At 71.8% G+C, this 17,909-nt stretch carries 11 protein-coding genes; 4 read left to right on the top strand and 7 right to left on the bottom strand.

The window, feature by feature from the left end; translation table 11 throughout:
• Positions 1-3: 3 nt before the first annotated feature.
• Together P3T34_RS02905 and P3T34_RS02900 are read right to left on the bottom strand one after the other, a co-directional pair.
• Positions 4-1,515, bottom strand: a complete 1,512-nt coding sequence (locus tag P3T34_RS02905; protein ID WP_280664371.1) for an amino acid permease — start codon at positions 1,513-1,515, stop codon at positions 4-6.
• A 67-nt stretch (positions 1,516-1,582) separates the two neighbouring features.
• Positions 1,583-3,079 (bottom strand): aldehyde dehydrogenase family protein, encoded by a 1,497-nt coding sequence (locus P3T34_RS02900; protein ID WP_280664370.1) that lies wholly within the window; start codon positions 3,077-3,079, stop codon positions 1,583-1,585.
• 239 nt (positions 3,080-3,318) lie between these two features.
• Between P3T34_RS02900 and P3T34_RS02895 the strand changes: the two genes are divergently transcribed.
• From P3T34_RS02895 to P3T34_RS02885, 3 genes are all read left to right on the top strand, one after another.
• The gene (locus tag P3T34_RS02895) at positions 3,319-5,760 is read left to right on the top strand and encodes an FAD-dependent oxidoreductase (protein ID WP_280664369.1); all 2,442 of its coding nucleotides are present in this window, start codon (positions 3,319-3,321) and stop codon (positions 5,758-5,760) included.
• A gap of 16 nt (positions 5,761-5,776) precedes the next feature.
• Positions 5,777-6,889: an aromatic ring-hydroxylating dioxygenase subunit alpha gene (locus tag P3T34_RS02890; RefSeq protein ID WP_280664368.1), complete on the top strand. Its 1,113-nt coding sequence runs from the start codon at positions 5,777-5,779 to the stop codon at positions 6,887-6,889.
• Between the two features lie 104 nt (positions 6,890-6,993).
• The gene (locus P3T34_RS02885; protein WP_280664367.1) at positions 6,994-7,938 is read left to right on the top strand and encodes a rhomboid family intramembrane serine protease; all 945 of its coding nucleotides are present in this window, start codon (positions 6,994-6,996) and stop codon (positions 7,936-7,938) included.
• Here P3T34_RS02885 and P3T34_RS02880 read toward each other — a convergent pair.
• The 4 genes from P3T34_RS02880 to P3T34_RS02865 are packed head-to-tail and all read right to left on the bottom strand — an operon-like array spanning position 7,928 to position 12,961.
• Entirely contained in the window at positions 7,928-8,539 is a 612-nt protein-coding gene (locus tag P3T34_RS02880; protein ID WP_280664366.1) for a sarcosine oxidase subunit gamma family protein, read from the bottom strand. The two genes, P3T34_RS02885 and P3T34_RS02880, sit on opposite strands and share 11 nt — an antisense overlap.
• Positions 8,529-11,429, bottom strand: a complete 2,901-nt coding sequence (locus P3T34_RS02875) for a sarcosine oxidase subunit alpha family protein (RefSeq protein ID WP_280664365.1) — start codon at positions 11,427-11,429, stop codon at positions 8,529-8,531. Before P3T34_RS02875 ends, P3T34_RS02880 begins: the two co-directional genes overlap by 11 nt.
• Positions 11,426-11,719, bottom strand: a complete 294-nt coding sequence (locus P3T34_RS02870) for a sarcosine oxidase subunit delta (RefSeq protein ID WP_280664364.1) — start codon at positions 11,717-11,719, stop codon at positions 11,426-11,428. Before P3T34_RS02870 ends, P3T34_RS02875 begins: the two co-directional genes overlap by 4 nt.
• Before the next feature lie 9 nt (positions 11,720-11,728).
• The gene (locus P3T34_RS02865; RefSeq protein WP_280664363.1) at positions 11,729-12,961 is read right to left on the bottom strand and encodes a sarcosine oxidase subunit beta family protein; all 1,233 of its coding nucleotides are present in this window, start codon (positions 12,959-12,961) and stop codon (positions 11,729-11,731) included.
• Between the two features lie 203 nt (positions 12,962-13,164).
• On the opposite strand from P3T34_RS02865, the gene betA reads away from it, so the two are divergent.
• Positions 13,165-14,823, top strand: a complete 1,659-nt coding sequence (gene betA, locus P3T34_RS02860; protein ID WP_280664362.1) for a choline dehydrogenase — start codon at positions 13,165-13,167, stop codon at positions 14,821-14,823.
• A 139-nt stretch (positions 14,824-14,962) separates the two neighbouring features.
• On the opposite strand, the gene P3T34_RS02855 is transcribed toward betA, so the two are convergent.
• A complete protein-coding gene (locus P3T34_RS02855; RefSeq protein ID WP_280664361.1) occupies positions 14,963-17,845 on the bottom strand; it encodes an AAA family ATPase in 2,883 nt (960 codons plus the stop codon).
• Between the last annotated feature and the right edge of the window lie 64 nt (positions 17,846-17,909).

Below are 17,909 nucleotides of genomic sequence, written 5' to 3'. Positions count from 1 at the left end.
CGGTTACTGCGGTGCGCCGCCCCGGCGGTAGCGCAGGTAGAGCAGCCCGCCGATCGCCGCGATCGCGGCGGTGAACACGATGGCGCCCCACTGGTAGTACCAGTGGTCGCTGCCGTAGACGGCGGCCCGCGGCCACGCCAGGTTGACGGTCATCGCCACGCCGTAGAGCACGGCCACGATGTTCACCATGAGCCCCCAGCGGCCCATGCCGAAGTACGGGCCGTGGTCCGCCCGGGGCCACTGGCCGCGCAGGCGCTGCAGCAGCATCGGGGCGGTGACCAGCAGGTAGGGGATGTAGAAGAGCAGGATGGCGACCGAGGTGAGGATGTAGAAGACCCGCTGGTTGCCGATGTTGACGAGCAGCAGGGCGATGGTCAGCACACCGGTGATGACGGCGGGCAGCACCGGCGTGCCGGACCTGGGGGAGACCTTGGCGATCGAGGCGCCGAAGGGAAGGCGTCCGTCGCGGGCCATCGAGAAGAGCAGGCGGATGGCGGCCGTCTGCACGGCGAGGCAGCAGACCGTGATGGCGATCGCCGAGCAGACCAGGAAGACGTCTCCGAGGCCGCTGCCGAGCGTGCTCTTGATCAGGTAGGGCATGCCGAGCGTGCCGAGTTCCTGCGCCTTGATGTTCCCGACCGCCATCATGCCGACGAGCATCAGCACTCCGCCCGCGAGGAAGGCGGCGGTGAGCGCGCGCAGGATGGCGCGGGGAGCGTGCCGGCGCGGATCCCTGGTCTCCTCGGCCAGCGAGCCGGCGGTGTCGAAGCCGTAGAAGACGTACGCGCTCATGATCGAGGCCACCAGGAAGGCCCCGAGGTAGCCCCAGGAGTGGCCGGCCCCGGTGCCCTGGGTCTGCAGGACGACCTGCGGACCGCGCTTGATGTGCACGGCCAGCATGATGATGAGCAGGGTGACGCCGATCAGTTCGACCGCGACGCCGAAGTTGTTGATCTTCGCCATCAGCCGGACGCCGATGATGTTGACGATCGTGGTGAAGACGATCAGGCCCAGGGCGAGCAGGATCGCGTTCTTGGCACCGTTGGGCGTCGCGGTCTGCCCGGCGTCGCCGGCGCCGCCGACGATCTCGAAGGCTAGCGAGACCTGCGGCAGGATGATCTGGTAGGCGACCGCCACGGCGGCCGCGGTGACCACCGCCCCCACGGTCATGATCCAGCCGGACATCCACGAGACGGCCGGCCGCGCTATCTGCTTGGACCACTGGTAGACGGAGCCGGCCAGCGGGAACTGGCCCGCCATCTCGGCGAAGCAGAGGGCCACCGCGCCCTGGCCGATGAAGACCAGCGGCCAGGTCCAGATGAAGGCCGGGCCGCCGGAGGCGAACCCGAAGCCGAAGAGCTGGAAGACGCCGGTCATGATCGAGATGTAGCTGAAGCCGGCGGCGAAGCTGGAGAAGGAGCCGAGCGAACGCTCCAGCTCCTGGGGGTAGCCGAAGCGGGCGAGGTCGGCGGTGTCGTCGCCGAGTGGGGGAGCGGTGCTGGTTCTGCTGGACATTCCCGGATTGCGCAAGGTCGCTCCAGAGGCAGGCAGGCAGGCAGGGGCGTGGGGGAGGCGTGCCAGGTCAGCCGGCGAACCAGTGCTGGGCGGCAGGGCTGACGGTGCGCCAGATGTGCTTGGTCTCCTGGTACTCGCGCAGCCCGGACGGCCCGAGTTCGCGGCCGGTGCCGGACTGCTTGAACCCACCCCATTCGGCCTGCGGCACGTACGGGTGGTAGTCGTTGATCCAGACTGTGCCCAGGCGCAGCCGGGTCGCTACTCGCTCGCCGCGTTCGGCGTCCTGGGTCCACACCGCGCCGGCCAGACCGTACGGGGTGTCGTTGGCCAGGGCCACCACCTCGTCCTCCTGGTCGAAGAGTTCGACAGTGAGGACGGGGCCGAACACCTCCTCGCGCACCACCGTCATGCCGGCGTGGCAGCCGTCGAGCACGGTGGGTCGCAGGAAGAAGCCCGCCTGCAGCTCCGGCTCGGCGGGCCGGCCGCCGCCGGCGCGCAGCACCGCGCCCTCGGCGAGAGCGCCCGCGAGCAGGCGCTCGACCTTCTCCCGGTGTTCCGCGGAGACCAGCGGACCGGTCTCGGTGCCCTTCTCCAGCCCGCTGCCGAGCCGGATGAGGTCGGCTCGGCGGGCCAGCTCGGCGGTGAACTCGGCGTGCAGGCTTCGGTGCAGCAGCAGTCGCGAGCCGGCGGAGCAGACCTGGCCGGAGTGCAGGAAGGCGGCGGTGAGCGCGAAGTCGACCGCGGCGTCCAGATCGGCGTCGGCGAAGATGATGTTGGGGTTCTTGCCGCCGAGTTCCAGCGCGACCTTCTTGACGGTGTCGGCCGCCGCCCGCATCACCGAGCGGCCGGTGGCGAGACCGCCGGTGAAGGAGACCAGGTCCACCGCGGGGTGCTCGGCCAGCGCGGCACCGATGGCGCCGCCGCCCAGGACCAGGTTCGCTGTGCCGCTGGGCGCGCCGGCCCGCTCCAACTGCCGCTGGAGCAGCCGGAAGAGACGGATCGTGGTGAGCGGGGTGACCTCGCTGGGCTTGGCCACCACGGTGTTGCCGGCGGCCAGGGCCGGGGCGAGCTTCCAGCAGATCTGCAGCAGCGGGTAGTTCCACGGTGTGATCAGCGCGCAGACGCCCACCGGCTCGTGCACCACGCGGCTGACCGCGCCGGGCCGTCCGGTGTCGACCGTGCGGCTCGCGTCGGCGGCCGACAGCTCCGCGTAGTAGCGCAGCACGGCCGTGGCGTCGTCGACGTCGGTGCGGCTCTCCGAGAGGGTCTTGCCCGTGTCGAGCGTTTCCAGCAGGGCCAGTTCCTCGCGGTGCTCCTGGAGTGCGTCGGCGGTTGCCGTCAGGACGCCCGCGCGGTGGGCGGCCGGGGCGTGGGCCCAGGAGCCCTCGTCGAAGGCCGCCCGGGCGGCGCGTACGGCCCGGTCCACGTCGGCGGCTGACGCTTCGGCGACCAGCGCCAGTGTGGACGCGTCGAAGGGGTTGACGACGGCTCGCTGCCGGCCGTCCTCGGCCGGCGTCCAGCCGCCGTCGATCAGCAGACAGGCTGGGTCACTAGTCAGGGGCACAGGCCGCCGCCTCTCGATGAGTTGCGCGATACGAGACGTCTGTCTTCATGCGCAACTTGTGCGGCGAGTATGAAAGGGCCTCAAATCCCTGTCAAGGGGGTGGTTTCCCGGACAGGGGCGACCACCGGTGGCGGGCTCTTGACAGCTCGCAGGGTGAGGTCGAGTCTGTTTCTCATCGCGCAGTCGGATGCGCCATATGCAACATGGGCCATATGCAACTCCCTGAGGGGATGGATGCTTTGACAGTCCAACCGAAAGTCGTGATCGTCGGTGCCGGGATCGTCGGCTGCGCGCTGAGCGACGAACTCACCGCGCGCGGCTGGACCGACGTCACCGTGCTGGAGCAGGGCCCCCTCTTCGCCACCGGCGGATCGAGTTCGCACGCACCCGGTCTGGTGTTCCAGACCAACTCCTCCAAGACCATGACCGAGTTCGCGTCCTACACCGTCCGCAAGTACGCGGAACTGAACCTCGACGGCGAGTGGTGCTTCCGGCAGGTCGGTGGGCTCGAGGTGGCCACCACCGAGCAGCGGCTCGCCGAGCTGACCCGCAAGCACGGGCTGGCCGCCTCCTGGGGAGTGGCGGGCGCGCTGCTCGAGCCCGAGCAGTGCGCCGCCCTGCACCCGCTGCTCGACGCTGGCCGGCTGCTCGGCGGTTTCCATGTGCCCACCGACGGTCTGGCCAAGGCCGTGCGCGCCGGCGAGGCCCAGGCCCGGCGGGCGATCGAGCGCGGTGCCCGCTTCCTGCCCCACCACACCGTCACCGGGATCGAGTCGGCGGGTGGCCGGGTCACCGCCGTCGCCACCGACCGGGGCAGCTTCCCCGCCGACGTGGTCGTCTCCTGCGCCGGCTTCTGGGGGCCGAAGATCGGCCGGATGGCCGGGCTCACCGTCCCGTTGGTCCCGCTGGCCCACCAGTACGCCAGGACCACCCCGCTCCCCGCGCTGGCCGGCCACAACTCCGAGGCGCTGGAGGCCTCCAAGCCGATCCTGCGCCACCAGGACCGCGACCTCTACTACCGCGAGCACGGCGACCGGATCGGCATCGGCTCCTACGCCCACCGCCCGATGCCCGTTGACCTGGACGACCTCCCGGGCGCGCCCGGGATGCCCTCGATGCTGCCGTTCACCGCAGCGGACTTCGAGCCGGCCTGGGCCGACTCGCAGCAGCTCCTGCCCGCGCTCGCCCGGGCCGAGGTGGCGGAGGGCTTCAACGGCATCTTCTCCTTCACCACCGACGGCTTCCCACTGATGGGGCAGTCGCCGCAGCTGCGCGGCTTCTGGGTCGCCGAGGCCGTGTGGGTGACCCACTCCGGGGGCGTGGCCAAGGCGATGGCCGAGTGGCTGGTCGAGGGCACGCCGCGCACCGACGTGCACGAGTGCGACCTGAACCGCTTCGAGCCGGTGCAGCTCGCCCCCTCCTACGTGCACCAGCGCAGCTGCCAGAACTTCGTCGAGGTCTACGACATCATCCACCCCCTGCAGCCCATGCGGGAGCCGCGCCCGCTGCGGGTCAGCCCCTTCCACGCCCGCCAGCGCGAACTCGGGGCCTCCTTCCTCGAGGCCGCCGGCTGGGAGCGGCCGCACTGGTACGAGGCCAACGCCGCGCTGGCCGAGGTGGCTTCGATCCCCGGACGCGGTGCGTGGGCCTCGCGCTACTGGTCCCCGATCGCGGGCGCCGAGGCGCTGGCCACCCGCGAGCGCGTGGCGATGTACGACATGACCCCGCTCAAGCGGCTGGAGGTCACCGGTCCGGGATCGCTCGCGTTGCTGCAGTACCTGACCACCAATCAGCTCGACAAACCGGTCGGCTCCGTCACCTACACCCTGCTGCTGGACGAGACCGGCGGCGTACGCAGCGACCTGACGGTGGCCCGGCTCGGCGAAGGGTGCTTCCAGCTCGGCGCCAACGGCAACCTCGACCTCGACTGGCTCACCCGCCAGCTGCCCGACGACGGTTCGGTCCAGGTCCGCGACATCACCGCAGGCACCTGCTGCATCGGCCTCTGGGGCCCGCGCGCCCGCGACCTGCTCCAGCCGCTCACCGGCACGGACTTCTCGCACCGGGGCTTCGGCTACTTCAAGGCGAAGCAGGCCTACGTCGGCAACGTGCCGGTCACCGCGATGCGGCTGTCCTACGTCGGCGAACTCGGCTGGGAGCTGTACACCACCGCCGACTGCGGCCCCCAGCTGTGGGACACCCTGTGGGCCGCCGGGCAGCCGCTCGGCGTCCTCGCCGCCGGCCGCAGCGCCTTCAACAGCCTGCGCCTGGAGAAGGGTTACCGGTCCTGGGGCACCGACCTGACGGCAGAGCACAACCCCTTCGAGGCGGGACTCGGCTTCGCCGTCCGGATGGACAAGGGCGACTTCCTCGGTCGGCGGGCGCTGCTCGGCGTCGGCGAGGAGACGGTGTCACGCCGACTGGTCTGCCTGCTGCTCGACGATCCGCAGGCCGTGGTCATGGGCAAGGAACCGGTGTACGTGGAGGGCGTCCCCGCCGGGTACGTCACCAGCGCCGCCTACGGGTACAGCATCGGCGCCTCCGTCGCCTACGCCTGGCTGCCGCGGTCCGCCGCCGGCCCCGGCACCCGGGTGAGCGTCGAGTACTTCGGCGAGCGGCTGCCCGCGACCGTCGCCGAGGAGCCGCTGTTCGACCCGAAGATGGCCCGCATCCGCCGCTGACGAAAGGCCCAGCATCATGACCGAACTCCCGCCGAGCCTGCTCCCCACCCTCCCCGGCTCCTCCTACACCGACCCGGAGATCTTCGCGCTGGAGCAGGAGAAGATCTTCGAGCAGCTGTGGTTCTGCGCCGTGCGGGCGGGTGACCTCGACAAGCCCGGCAGGTTCCAGACCGTGCAGGTCGGCCGGGAGAGCGTGCTGGTGACCCGGGCCCGGGACAACACCGTCAAGGCGTTCCTCAACATCTGCCGCCATCGCGGCGCGCGACTGTGCACGGAGGAGACCGGCGAGGTCAGGCGGGCCTTCCAATGTCCCTACCACGCCTGGACCTACGGCCTGGACGGCAAGCTGGTCGCCGCGCCCCACCTGACCGGTATGCCGGATGTGGACCGCACCACCTACGGCCTGGTGCCGGTGCACGTGCGTGAGTGGCTCGGCTATGTGTGGGTCTGCCTGGCCGAGGAGCCGCCCTCCTTCGAGGCGGACATCCTCGGCGCGGCGACCGAGCGGCTCGGCGATCCGGCCGCCATCGACCACTACCAGCTCGACGAACTCTCGGTCGGCCGCCGGATTCGCTACGAGGTGCGCGCCAACTGGAAGTTGATCGTCGAGAACTTCATGGAGTGCTACCACTGCGCGACCATCCACCCCGAACTGACGGAGGTGCTACCGGAGTTCGCCGACGGCTACGCCGCGCAGTACTACGTCGGCCACGGTGCGGAGTTCGCCGGTGAGGCCGAGGGATTCACCGTCGACGGCAGCGCGGGCGTGGACCGGATACCGACCGTCACCGCCGAGCAGGACCGCAGGTACTACGCGATCACGATGAAGCCGCAGGTCTTCGTCAACCTGGTGCCCGACCACGCCATCGTGCACCGGATGTACCCGCTGGCCGCCGACCACACCGTGGTCGAGTGCGACTGGCTCTTCCTCAAGGACGTGGTCGAGGCGGGCCGCGACGTCTCCCGCTCGGTGGAGCTCTTCCACCGGGTCAACGTGCAGGACTTCGACGCCTGCGAGCGCTGCCAGCCCGCCATGGACTCGCGCGCCTACCGGGCCGGCGGCGTGCTGGTGCCGAGCGAGCACCACATCGCGGCGTTCCACGCGTGGGTCACCGATCGGCTGCGCTGATCGACCTCCAGGTGCGCAGGCCCCCGCTCGCGAACACCGTCACCCCTGTTCGCTACCTTGTGGCGTTCAGATCACGACGGCCCAAGACGGAGACCCGCCCCGCCATGAACCCGACGCACGTCCCCGAGGGCACCCAGCCCCCCGAGGCGCCGCCCGCCCCCAGCTGCTACCGGCATCCGCAGCACGAGACGTACATCCGCTGCACCCGGTGCGAGCGGTACATCTGCCCGAACTGCATGCACGACGCGCCGGTCGGCTACCAGTGCCCCGAGTGCGTGCGGGCCGGCCACCAGGGCATGCGCGAGGCGCGTACGGTCTTCGGCGCTCGCCTCATCGCCGTTCCCGTCCTGACGTACGTCCTGATCGCGCTCAACGTGCTGGCGTACGTCCTGGAGCTGGCCCGGCCCACCACGGTCGACCGCTTCGACAACCTGGGCCAGGGCCTGCTCGGCCCGGACGGCAGGGCCTACCTCATCCAGGGCTCCGGCGCCCTGCCGCCCGGCTTCCATCTGGCCGGTATCGCGCACGGCGAGTGGTACCGCCTGCTCACCTCGGCCTTCCTCCACGAGCCACCCGGCCAGGGCTTCGGCGTCCTGCACATCCTGCTGAACATGTACTCGCTGTGGCTGTTCGGCCGGGTCATGGAGGTACAGCTCGGCCGGGTCCGGTTCCTGGCGCTCTACCTGGTCTCCGCGGTCGGCGGCTCGGTGCTCGGCTACCTGATCTCGCCGACCGAGGCCGCCCTCGGCGCTTCCGGTGCGATCTTCGGACTGGTGGGCGCCTACTTCCTGATGACCCGCCGCATGCACTCCGACCCGCTGGGCGGCGGGCGCCAGCTGATCGGCTCCGTCATCTGGCTGGTCGCCTCGGCCGGCATCACCTCCTGGCAGGGGCACCTCGGCGGCCTGCTCGCCGGCCTGCTGCTGGGGATGGCCTTTGTCTTCGCCCCGCGCCGGGGACGGGCGGTCCTCCAGGTGGCGGCGGTGCTGGCGGTCGGCGCACTGCTGGTGGTCGCCGTGCTGACGCAGACCGCCACCCTCACCGGGTAGCTTGCCGGTACTCCTCCATCGCGTCGAGCAGCCAGTCCGCCAGGTACTGCGCGAAGGATCCGCGTACCAGCAAGCGGTAGGTCGGCTCCGCGTCCAGCTGGTGGAGGATCACGCCGACCTTCGAGAGCAGGGTCTGAGCGCAGTGACCGGGTCCGAAGGAGCGCGGGTGCAGGTCCAGGGCGCAGCCCTTCTCCAGCACCTCGCGGGCTGCGGGGCCGGCCAGTTCGAGGGTGGTGCGGTTGGCGGAGACGTCCACCAGCGATCCGGGCTGGTCCGCCAGCGCCGCGCGCAGCAGGTCCGCCGTCGCGGGCGCCGAGCCGTCCGGGCCGATGAGCAGCCACTCCTGCGGGCCGAGCCAGAGCACCCGCAGGTCGCCCGCTCGCACGGCGGTGTTCGGGGCGGTCGGTAGCGGCTCGCCCAGGGCCGACGCGATCCGCTCGGCGGCCGAACTGTGCGGGAAGAGCTGGAGGTTGAGCTGCGCCAGGAAGGGCACCTCGCGCAGCCGCACACCGCGCTCACCGGCGGTCGAGCGCGCGGCGAAGACGTCGGCGAGGTGCCCGAGCGGGCTGCGCCGCAAGGTTCGCAGATTCTCAGCCGTCACGGCGGGTCCCCTTCGGGTCGTAGAGCACGGTGTCGGTGATGGTGGCGGCGATCACGGCGCCGCTCGCCAGCGGTGCGTACACCGTCTCGCCCAGCCGCGCCCGCCCGCCGGCCACCAGCGCCAGGGCGAAGGTGCGGCCGAGCGCGGTGCTGCGGTAGCTGGACGTGACGTGTCCCAACGCCCGTGTGGGCAACGCGACTTCGGCCTCCGCCACGAGTTGCGCGCCTTCCGGCAGCAGCATGTCGGGGTCCACCGGCAGCAGGCCGACCAGTTGCCTGCGGTCGGTGCGCGCGGTGTCCGCGCGGGCGAAGGAGCGCCTGCCGATGAAGTCCTTGTGCCGGGAGACGACCCACTCCATGCCGAGATCGTGCGGGGTGACCGTGCCGTCGGTGTCCTGGCCGACGATGGGGTAGCCCTTCTCGGCGCGCAGGGCGTGCATGGTCTCGGTGCCGTACGGGGTGATGCCCAGGGGTTCGCCGGCCTGCATCACCGACTCCCAGGTGGCGAGGCCGTACCAGCTCGCGACGTTGATCTCGAAGGCCAGTTCGCCGGAGAAGGAGATCCGGCAGATCCGCGCCGAAACGCCGTTGGCCAGGGTGGTCTGACGGGCCGTCATAAAGGGGAAGGCCTCGTTCGACACGTCCAGCTCCGGGGCGAGGGCGGCGAGCACCTCACGTGATCCGGGGCCGACCACCGCGACCGTGGCCCACTGCTCGGTCACCGAGGTGAACCGCACCCGCAGCTCGGGCCATTCGGTCTGCAGCCACTCCTCCAGCCAGTCGAGGACGGCTGCGGCGTTCCCGGTCGTGGTCGTCATGACGTAGTGGTCGGCGGCCAGGCGCAGGGTCACGCCGTCGTCGAAGACCATGCCGTCGGCGCGGCACATCACGCCGTAGCGCGCCGAGTTGACGGCCAGCTTGGCGAAGGCGTTGGTGTAGACCCGGTTCAGGAACTCGCCGGCGTCGGGGCCGATGACGTCGATCTTGCCGAGGGTGGTGGCGTCCATCACGCCGACGCCCTGGCGGGCCGCGCCGCACTCGCGCAGGACGGCCGCCTCCATCGCCTCCCCGGGCCGCGGGTAGTACCGGGGGCGCTTCCACTGGCCGACGTTCTCGAAGACGGCGGCATGCCGGACGTGCCAGGGGTGGATCGCGGTGGTGCGCACCGGGTCGAAGAGGGCGCCGCGTTCGCGCCCGGCGAGCAGCGCGAACGTGAGCGGTACGTACGGGCCGCGGAAGGTGGTGGTGCCGACCTCGCCCGGCGAGCGGGCGCCGAGCAGCCGGGCGATGACGCCGGTGGCGCTCACCCCGGAGGCCTTGCCCTGGTCGTGCGCGGTGCCGATGGTCGTGTACCGCTTGATGTGCTCGACCGAGCGCATGCCGGCCCGGATCGCGCGCTGCACGTCCGCGACCGTCGCGTCGCGCTGGAGGTCGACGAAGTGGTCGCTCCACTGCGACGGGTCGCCCTCCTCGCCGGGGACGACCCACACCGGTCGCGGCCGAGCGGGCCGGCCGTCACCGGAGTTGGGCGGGGTAGAGGGCACGGCGACCGGGAAGCCGGCCAGTGCGGCCGCCTCGGCGCCGGCGGCGAACCCGTCGTCCAGGCACCCGGCCAGGTCGAGGACGCCGCGCGCGGCGCCGACGCTGTCGACCAGCTGCGCCGCCTCCGCCGGGACGAACGCGGCCAGTTCCTCGTCATAGCGCAGGCTGCCCTGGGACTGGCTCCACAGCTGAACGGCCGGGCTCCAGCCCCCCGAGACGGCGAGCAGGTCGCACGCCACCTCGCGGACGGGGCCGCTAGGGGGGCTCCCCCAGCCGAAGGCTGGGGGAGCGTCGTCGGCATCGAGCGCGGCGATCCGCACCGCCTCCACACGCGCCGCGCCCTGAGCACCGACCACGGCCGATCCGGCGATCACCTCGATCCCGGCGCGGCGCGCGCAGTCCACCAGGTCAGCCGGTGGCCGGGGCCGGGTGTCGACGAGCGCCGCCACCTGCGCGCCGGCCGCGACCAGGTCGAGCGCGGTGGCGTAGGCGTGGTCGTTGGTGGTCAGCAGGACGCAGTGGTGGCCGGGGAGCACGGCGTACCGGTTGACGTACGCGCGCACGGCGGCGGCGGACATCACGCCCGGCAGGTCGTTCCCGGCGAAGACCATCGGCCGCTCGTGGGAGCCGGTCGCCAGGACCACCCGGCGGGCCCGGAGGTGCCAAAGCCTCTGCCTGGAGACGCCGGGAACGGGGTGCGCGCCGAGGTGGTCGGTGCGGTGCTCGGCGACGAGCAGGTAGTTGTGGTCGTAGTAGCCGGTCGCCGTCGACCTGCTGAGGATCCGGGTGTCGGCCTGCGCGGCCAGCTCCGCCCGGACCTCTGCCACCCAGTCGAGCGCCGGACGGCCGTCGATCTCCTCCCGCCCGGCGAGCAGGGAGCCGCCGAGTTCCGGCTGGTCGTCGACCAGGACCACCCGGGCGCCCGAGCGTGCGGCGGTGAGCGCGGCGGCCAGGCCGGCCGGGCCGCCGCCGACGACCAGGACGTCGGTGTGGACGTGCATCTTGTCGTAGACGGCTTCGTCGGTGGCCGGGTCGAGGCGGCCGAGGCCGCGCAGGCTGGTCGCCGAGAGGCCTTCGTAGAGCTCGACCGTCGTCGCGAGCCGCATCGGCTCCGAGCAGGGACCCTCGAGCTGCACCAGGGCGTTGGGCTCCTCGACCCCGGCCGTGGCGATGCCGCGCGGCCGCCCGCGGTGCAGGCTGGGGGCGGTGTGCAGCACGCCGTTGGCGAGCAGGGCGGAGGCGAGGGTGTCGCCTCGCAGCCCGGTGTACTCCACGCCGTCGAAGGTGAAGCGCAGGGGAGCGGAGCGGTCGACCCGCCCGCCGCGCGCCAGGCGATGATGGTTCGTCATGGGAGCACCGGCTTCGGCTGACCGGCCGCCACCGGGCGATTGCTCTGCACGGCCAGGATCTCGTGGGTGACGGTGTGTCGGATCAGGTTGAACCAGCGCCGGCACCCGGCGGCGTGCGACCAGCGTTCCGCGAAGGGGCCCTTGGGGTTGTCGCGGACGAAGAGGTACTCGGCCCACTCACCGTCGGACAGGCCCTCGGGGTCCGCCGGGTAGGGGACATGGGCCTGGCCGCCGTAGTGGAACTCGAGCTCTTCCCGTTCGCCGCACCACGGACAGGCGATCAGCAGCATGCTGCACTCCTAGTGCGCGACGGCGGCGGCGCCGTGCTCGTCGATGAGCGCGCCGGTGGTGAACCGCTCCAGCGCGAAGGGCTCCGCCAGCGGGTGCGGCTCGCCGGTGGCGATGGTGTGCGCGTACACCCATCCGGAGGAGGGCGTCGCTTTGAAACCGCCGGTGCCCCACCCGCAGTTGAGGTAGAGGTTCTCGATCGGCGTCGGGCCGATGATCGGCGAGGCGTCGGGGGTGACGTCGACGATGCCGCCCCAGGTCCGCAGCACGTGCGCCCGGGCGAAGATCGGGAACAGTTCGAGCGCGGCCGCCATCTGATGCTCGATCAGGTGGAACGACCCGCGCTGCCCGTAGCCGTTGTAGGAGTCCACGCCCGCGCCCATGACCAGCTCGCCCTTGTGCGCCTGACTCACGTACACATGCACGTGGTTGGACATCACGACAGTCGGGTGCACGGGTTCGAGCAGTTCGGAGACGAGGGCCTGCAAGGGGTGGCTCTGGATGGGCAGTCGCAGCCCGACCAGGTCGGCGAGGACGCTGCTGTGCCCGGCGGCGGCCAGCGCGACCCTGCCCGCGCTGATCGGGCCCCGGTTGGTCCGCACGCCGGTCACCCGGTCGCCCTCGCGCAGGAACCCGGTGACCTCGCAACCCTGGATCAGGTCGACGCCGTACGCGTCCGCCCTGCGCGCCAGCGCCCAGGCGACATGGTCGTGCTTGGCGATGCCGGCCCGCGGCTGCAGGGTCGCGCCGAGGACCGGATAGCGCACGTCGGGAGAGGTGTTGACGATCGGACAGAACTCACGGACCTGGTCGGGGTCCAGCCATTCGGCGTCGACCCCGCCGAGCCGGTTGGCGTTCACCCGGCGGGTGCCCTCGCGGACGTCCTGGAGGGTGTGGGCCAGGTTGAGCACACCGCGCTGGCTGAAGAGGAAGTCGTAGTCCAACTCCTGGGGCAGCACCTCCCAGAGCTTCAGCGCGTGTTCGTAGAGCGCCGCGCTCTCCTCGCACAGGTAGTTCGACCGGATGATGGTGGTGTTCCGGGCCATGTTGCCGCCGGCCAGCCAGCCGCGCTCGAGCACGGCGACGTTGGTGATGCCGTGGTTGCGGGCCAAGTAGTAGGCGGTGGCCAGCCCGTGGCCTCCCGCGCCGACGATGATCACGTCGTAGGAGCGCTTGGGGTCGGGGGTGCGCCACAGCCAGTCGGGGTGTTCGGGCAACTGATGGGACGGCAACTGATGGGACATCGCGGACTACCTCCTCAATGCTGTTTCAGACTACGCACGCTGTTGCGTCAAGCACAACAGTGCGGCGAGGGGAGGCAGTGAGGGGGTTGACGAGCCCTGGAACGATCCGGAGACTGTTGCGCAATCTGAACTCGGTCTCTCCTAGAGAAACGCTCGACCTCCAGAGCTGAACTCGCCACCTCGCCAGACTTGGCAGGACACCCATGACCTTGCAGCAGTACGACTTCATCATCGTCGGCGGAGGTTCGGCCGGCTGCGGGCTCGCGGCCCGGCTCAGCGCCGACCCCGCCAACCGCGTGCTGGTGCTGGAGGCCGGCCGGCCTGACTACCCGTGGGATGTCTTCATCCACATGCCGGCCGCCCTGACCTTCCCGATCGGCAGCCGCTTCTACGACTGGCAGTACGAGTCCGAGCCGGAACCGTTCATGAACGGGCGCAGGATCTACCACGCCCGGGGCAAGGTGCTCGGCGGCTCCAGCAGCATCAACGGCATGATCTTCCAGCGCGGCAACCCGCTCGACTACGAGCGCTGGGCCGCCGACCCCGGCATGAAGGACTGGGACTACGCCCACTGCCTCCCGTACTTCAAGCGGATGGAGAACTGTCTCGCCGACGGGGGGAGCGCCTTCCGAGGGCATCAGGGCCCCCTCGTGCTGGAGCGCGGGCCGGTCGCCAATCCGCTGTTCTCGGCGTTCTTCGAGGCCGTCCAGCAGGCCGGCTACCCGCTGACCGACGACGTGAACGGCTACCGCCAGGAGGGCTTCGCCGCCTTCGACCGCAACCTGCGCCGCGGTCGCCGCCTCAGCGCCGCCCGCGCCTACCTGCACCCGGTCAAGGAGCGCCCCAACCTCGACGTGCAGACCCGGGCCCTGGTCACCCGCGTCCTGTTCGACGGCAAGCGCGCGGTCGGCGTGGAGTACAGCCACGGCGGCACGCTGCATCGCGTGAGCGGCGGTCGGGTGATCCTGTGCGGCGGTGCGATCAACTCCCCGCAGCTGCTCCAGCTCTCCGGGGTGGGCAACGCCGCGGAGCTGGACGCGCTCGGTATCAGGACCGTCCAGCACCTGCCCGGCGTCGGCGAGAACCTCCAGGACCACCTGGAGGTGTACGTGCAGCACGCGTGCAAGCAGCCGGTGTCGATGCAGCCGGCCATGAAGCTGTGGCGGCGCCCCTTCATCGGCGCCCAGTGGCTCTTTCTGCGCAAGGGCCCCGGAGCGACCAACCACTTCGAGGGCGGCGGCTTCGTCCGCAGCAATGAGGAGGTCGCCTACCCCAACCTGATGTTCCACTTCCTGCCCATCGCGGTGCGCTACGACGGCTCCGCGCCGGCGGGCGGGCACGGGTACCAGGTGCACATCGGGCCCATGTACTCCGACGCCCGCGGCTCGGTGAAGATCAGGTCGAGGGATCCGCGCGAGCACCCCGCGCTGAGGTTCAACTACCTCTCCACCGAGCAGGACCGGCGGGAATGGGTCGAGGCGATGCGGGTCACCCGCACGATCCTCGGTCAGGACGCCTTCGCCGAGTTCAGCGACGGCGAGATCTCGCCCGGACCGGGCGTCGAGAGCGACGAGCAGATCCTGGCGTGGGTGGCCAAGGACGGCGAGACCGCGCTGCACCCCTCCTGCACCGCCCGGATGGGCACGGACGAGATGTCGGTGCTCGACCCGGCCACCTTGGCCGTGCACGGGCTCGAGGGCTTGCACGTGGTCGACGCGTCCGCGATGCCGTATGTGACCAACGGCAACATCTACGCGCCCGTGATGATGCTCGCCGAGAAGGCCGCCGACCTCCTGCTGGGCAACACCCCGCTGGAGCCCGACACCGCCGAGTTCTACCGCCACCGCCGTCACCAGGCCTGACCGCGCTCAGCGAACGCCGTGGGGGACGGCCATTCATGCGGTGGTACACGGGGTGGCCGGCGGTCTGGAGGGACAGAGCCAGGGGCGGCGGCGGGATGTCGGTCTGCGGAAGTAGCTCGGGATCCAGCCGCGGACTCTTCTACTGCTGATGCTGAACATCGCGCTCCTTGGTGAGGCGGGGGGATGAGTGGACCAGGGCCGCTTCGGTGCGGTTGCGGACGCCGAGTTTGTCGAGGATGTGGGAGACGTGGACGGCGACGGTGCGGTCGCTGATGAACAGGGAACGGGCGATCTGGCGGTTGCTCTCGCCGTTGGAGAGGAGGGCGAGCACCTGGGACTCGCGTTCGGTGAGGTCGAAGCGGGCACGGACGGCGTCGGGGGGGCCGGTCGAGCCGGTGTGGTCGGTCAACCGGCCGCGCTCCGCCAGGTGATGGGCGAGTCGGAGCAGCGGCCGGGCGGCGAGGTGGCGGGCCAGGCCGGCGCAGGCGGCGAGGGCGCGTTCGGCCTGGTCGCGGCGTCCGGCGCGGATCGCCGTCTCGGCTTCGCGGTAGCGCGCGTACGCCTCGCGGTAGGGCTGGTCGGCGACCTGCCAGGAGTCGGCCACGGCGCGCCAGGTCGCCCGGTCGTCCGTCCGGTCCTGGCGGGCGCGTTCGGCGTGGACCAGGGCGCCGAGGGCGGCCACCAGCGGTTCGGTGCCGTGCTGGTCGACGATGGCCCGCGCGCGGTCGGTGAAGGTGTCGGCGGCCGGACCCCAGCCGATGGCCAGGTCGCGCGGGCGCATCGGGTCGGGCAGCAGGGCGAGGTCGGCGGCGACGCGGCTGCCGTCCGCGAGCAGCCGGATCTCCTCCTCGGGCAGCGTGCCCTTGCTCAGGACGGCCAGTCCGCGCAGCACCTCCTCGGCCGCCAGCGTCAGGTCGCCCGCGCTGAGTGCCTGTTCGGCGAGGCAGGCGTGCAACGGGCCGATGAGTCGGGGATCGTCGGGGGAGCCGGCCAGCGCGGCGGCCAGTTCCCCGGCGCGTTGCCTTTCGTCCCGGGCGACGGCCAACTCCATTTGCAGGAGGTGCAGATACCGTGTGACGTTCGGGGCGGACTCGCCGACCAGTCCGGCCAACAGGTGGTCGGCCTCGGTCCAGCGCCCGGTGGCGACCAGGACCGCGGCGGTGTTGTTGTCCAGGACGGCGGTGAGCGTGGGTGGGGCGCCCAGGCTGCGCGCCGCCCGCCGGCCGTCGCGGGCCACGTCGAGTGCCTCGGTGAAGCGGCCGGCCGTGCAGAGCAGGTACATGTGGCTGCTGGCGGCGCGCACCACGTCCTCGACGTTGCCGGCGCGGTGGGCCAGGGCGAACGCGGCGCGCAGGGCGTCGAGTCCGGCCACCAGCTCGCCGCGTTGGGCACGCAGGATGCCGAGCGTGGTGAGGGCGTGGGCGTGCTCGGAGACCGCGCCGACCTGTTCGGCCACCAGGAGCGCCCGTTGCGTCAGCGGCAGCGCCTGGTCGGGCTCGCCGAGCAGCATGTGTCCGGTGGCGGTCGCGGCCAGCACCCGGGCCTGCAGCGCGCAGGGCGGGACGTCGTCCAGCAGCGCCACCGCCTGCTCGGTGGCCGCTACGGCGGCCCGGGGGTCGCCGGACTCCCACTGGTAGCGCCCGAGGCGTTCGAGGAGACGGGCCCGGCCGCAGACCCGGGCGTCCCCGCTGCCGGCAGCGGTCTCCCGCGGAGCTGACGATACGTCAGAGGCCAGGTCGGCGAGCGCGCGCGCGACGTACCCGGTGGCCCGCCCCGGATCGCCGGCGAGGCTCGCCGCGTAGGCCGCCTCCTCCCACACCCCTGGCCCCCACTGGGCCAGCCACTGCGCCAACTCCACGACCAGTGCGTACAGTCGGTCGGCCTCGGGATAGGCGCGCGCCGCGACGGCCAGCCGCGCCGCCACCAGCGCCGCGGCTGCGGCCCGGTCCGGGCAGTCGGCCAACTGCCAGTGCCGGGCCAGGAGCGCCGGGTCGGACCCCTCCCGCTCGGCGAGCGCGCCGGCGAACCGCCGGTGCAGGCGGCGGCGTTCGCCCGGTAGCAGGTCGGTGTAGAGGATCTGCCGGGTCAGTGCGTGCGGGAGGGCGTAGCCGTCGCCGATCGCGACGAGCAGCCGCAGCGCCACCGCCTGCCGGGTGGCGGCCAGCAGCACGGGCTCGGGTAACGGCACGGTCGCCGCGAGGAGTTCGTGCGACATCCCGCTGTCCGTCACCGAGATCTGGTCGATCACCTCCCGGACCGGCGGCTCGACACCGGCCACCCGGGCCAGCACGACCTCGGCGATCGAGGCCGGCGGCCAGTGCGGGCCGGCCCGGACGAGTTCCTGGGCGTAGAGCGGGTTCCCGCCGGCGGCCGAGACGACGGCCGCCAGCCGGGCCTGGTCGGCGTCGGGCGGCAGCAACGCGCCGACCAGGTCGGCGACTTCGGCGTCGGCGAGGCCGACAAGGCGCAGCCGGGTCACCCTGGGGCGTCGCGCCAGTTCGGCGAGCCAGCGCCGGGCGTCGCGGCTCAGGTCCTCCTCACGGATCGTGGCGACGATCATCACCCGCTGCTCGCGCAGCCGGACCGCGAGGAAGGCGAGCAGTTCGCGGGTGGACTCGTCGGCCCAGTGCAGGTCCTCCAGGACCAGCACCAGCGGCGACTGTGAGGAAAGTTCGCCGAGCAGGCCGAGCATCCGCTCGAACAGGCGCTGGCGCGCGGTGAGCAGATCGGCCGCGCCGTCGTCGGCGAAGAGCCAGTCGGCCCGGTCACGCAGTGCCGCCACGAACGGCCCGTACGCCAGGGTCGTTCCGCTCAGCGGCACGGACTCGCCGATCCGCAGTTGGGCAGCGCCGGTGGTGGCACTGACCAGCACGGCCAACTCCTCGATCAGCCGGGTCTTTCCGAGGCCGGCCTCACCGCTGACCAGCAGAACCTGGGCCCGGCCACCGGCGGCCCGTGCATAGGCGAGGGCCACGGCGGTCTGCTCTTCGGATCGTCCGACGAAGGGTGCCGACTCAGTCATGCGCAGAGTTTCCCGATGTCGGTGCGCTCTGTCGATGGGATGCGCAGCAGCTGTGAAGACTGGC

It is taken from the genome of Kitasatospora sp. MAP12-44 (assembly GCF_029892095.1).
Taxonomy (GTDB): Bacteria; Actinomycetota; Actinomycetes; order Streptomycetales; family Streptomycetaceae; genus Kitasatospora.
Note: the sequence above shows the minus strand (reverse complement) of the source record. Positions and strands in the feature narration are given on the sequence as shown.

What these genes read in the sequence shown, in the direction of transcription:
- P3T34_RS02855 (WP_280664361.1), bottom strand. Translation starts at nt 17,845, where the DNA reads ATGACTGAGTCGGCACCCTTCGTCGGACGATCCGAAGAGCAGACCGCC.
- P3T34_RS02885 (WP_280664367.1), top strand. Translation starts at nt 6,994, where the DNA reads ATGAACCCGACGCACGTCCCCGAGGGCACCCAGCCCCCCGAGGCGCCG.
- P3T34_RS02875 (WP_280664365.1), bottom strand. Translation starts at nt 11,429, where the DNA reads ATGACGAACCATCATCGCCTGGCGCGCGGCGGGCGGGTCGACCGCTCC.
- P3T34_RS02865 (WP_280664363.1), bottom strand. Translation starts at nt 12,961, where the DNA reads ATGTCCCATCAGTTGCCGTCCCATCAGTTGCCCGAACACCCCGACTGG.
- P3T34_RS02890 (WP_280664368.1), top strand. Translation starts at nt 5,777, where the DNA reads ATGACCGAACTCCCGCCGAGCCTGCTCCCCACCCTCCCCGGCTCCTCC.
- P3T34_RS02905 (WP_280664371.1), bottom strand. Translation starts at nt 1,515, where the DNA reads ATGTCCAGCAGAACCAGCACCGCTCCCCCACTCGGCGACGACACCGCC.
- P3T34_RS02870 (WP_280664364.1), bottom strand. Translation starts at nt 11,719, where the DNA reads ATGCTGCTGATCGCCTGTCCGTGGTGCGGCGAACGGGAAGAGCTCGAG.
- betA (WP_280664362.1), top strand. Translation starts at nt 13,165, where the DNA reads ATGACCTTGCAGCAGTACGACTTCATCATCGTCGGCGGAGGTTCGGCC.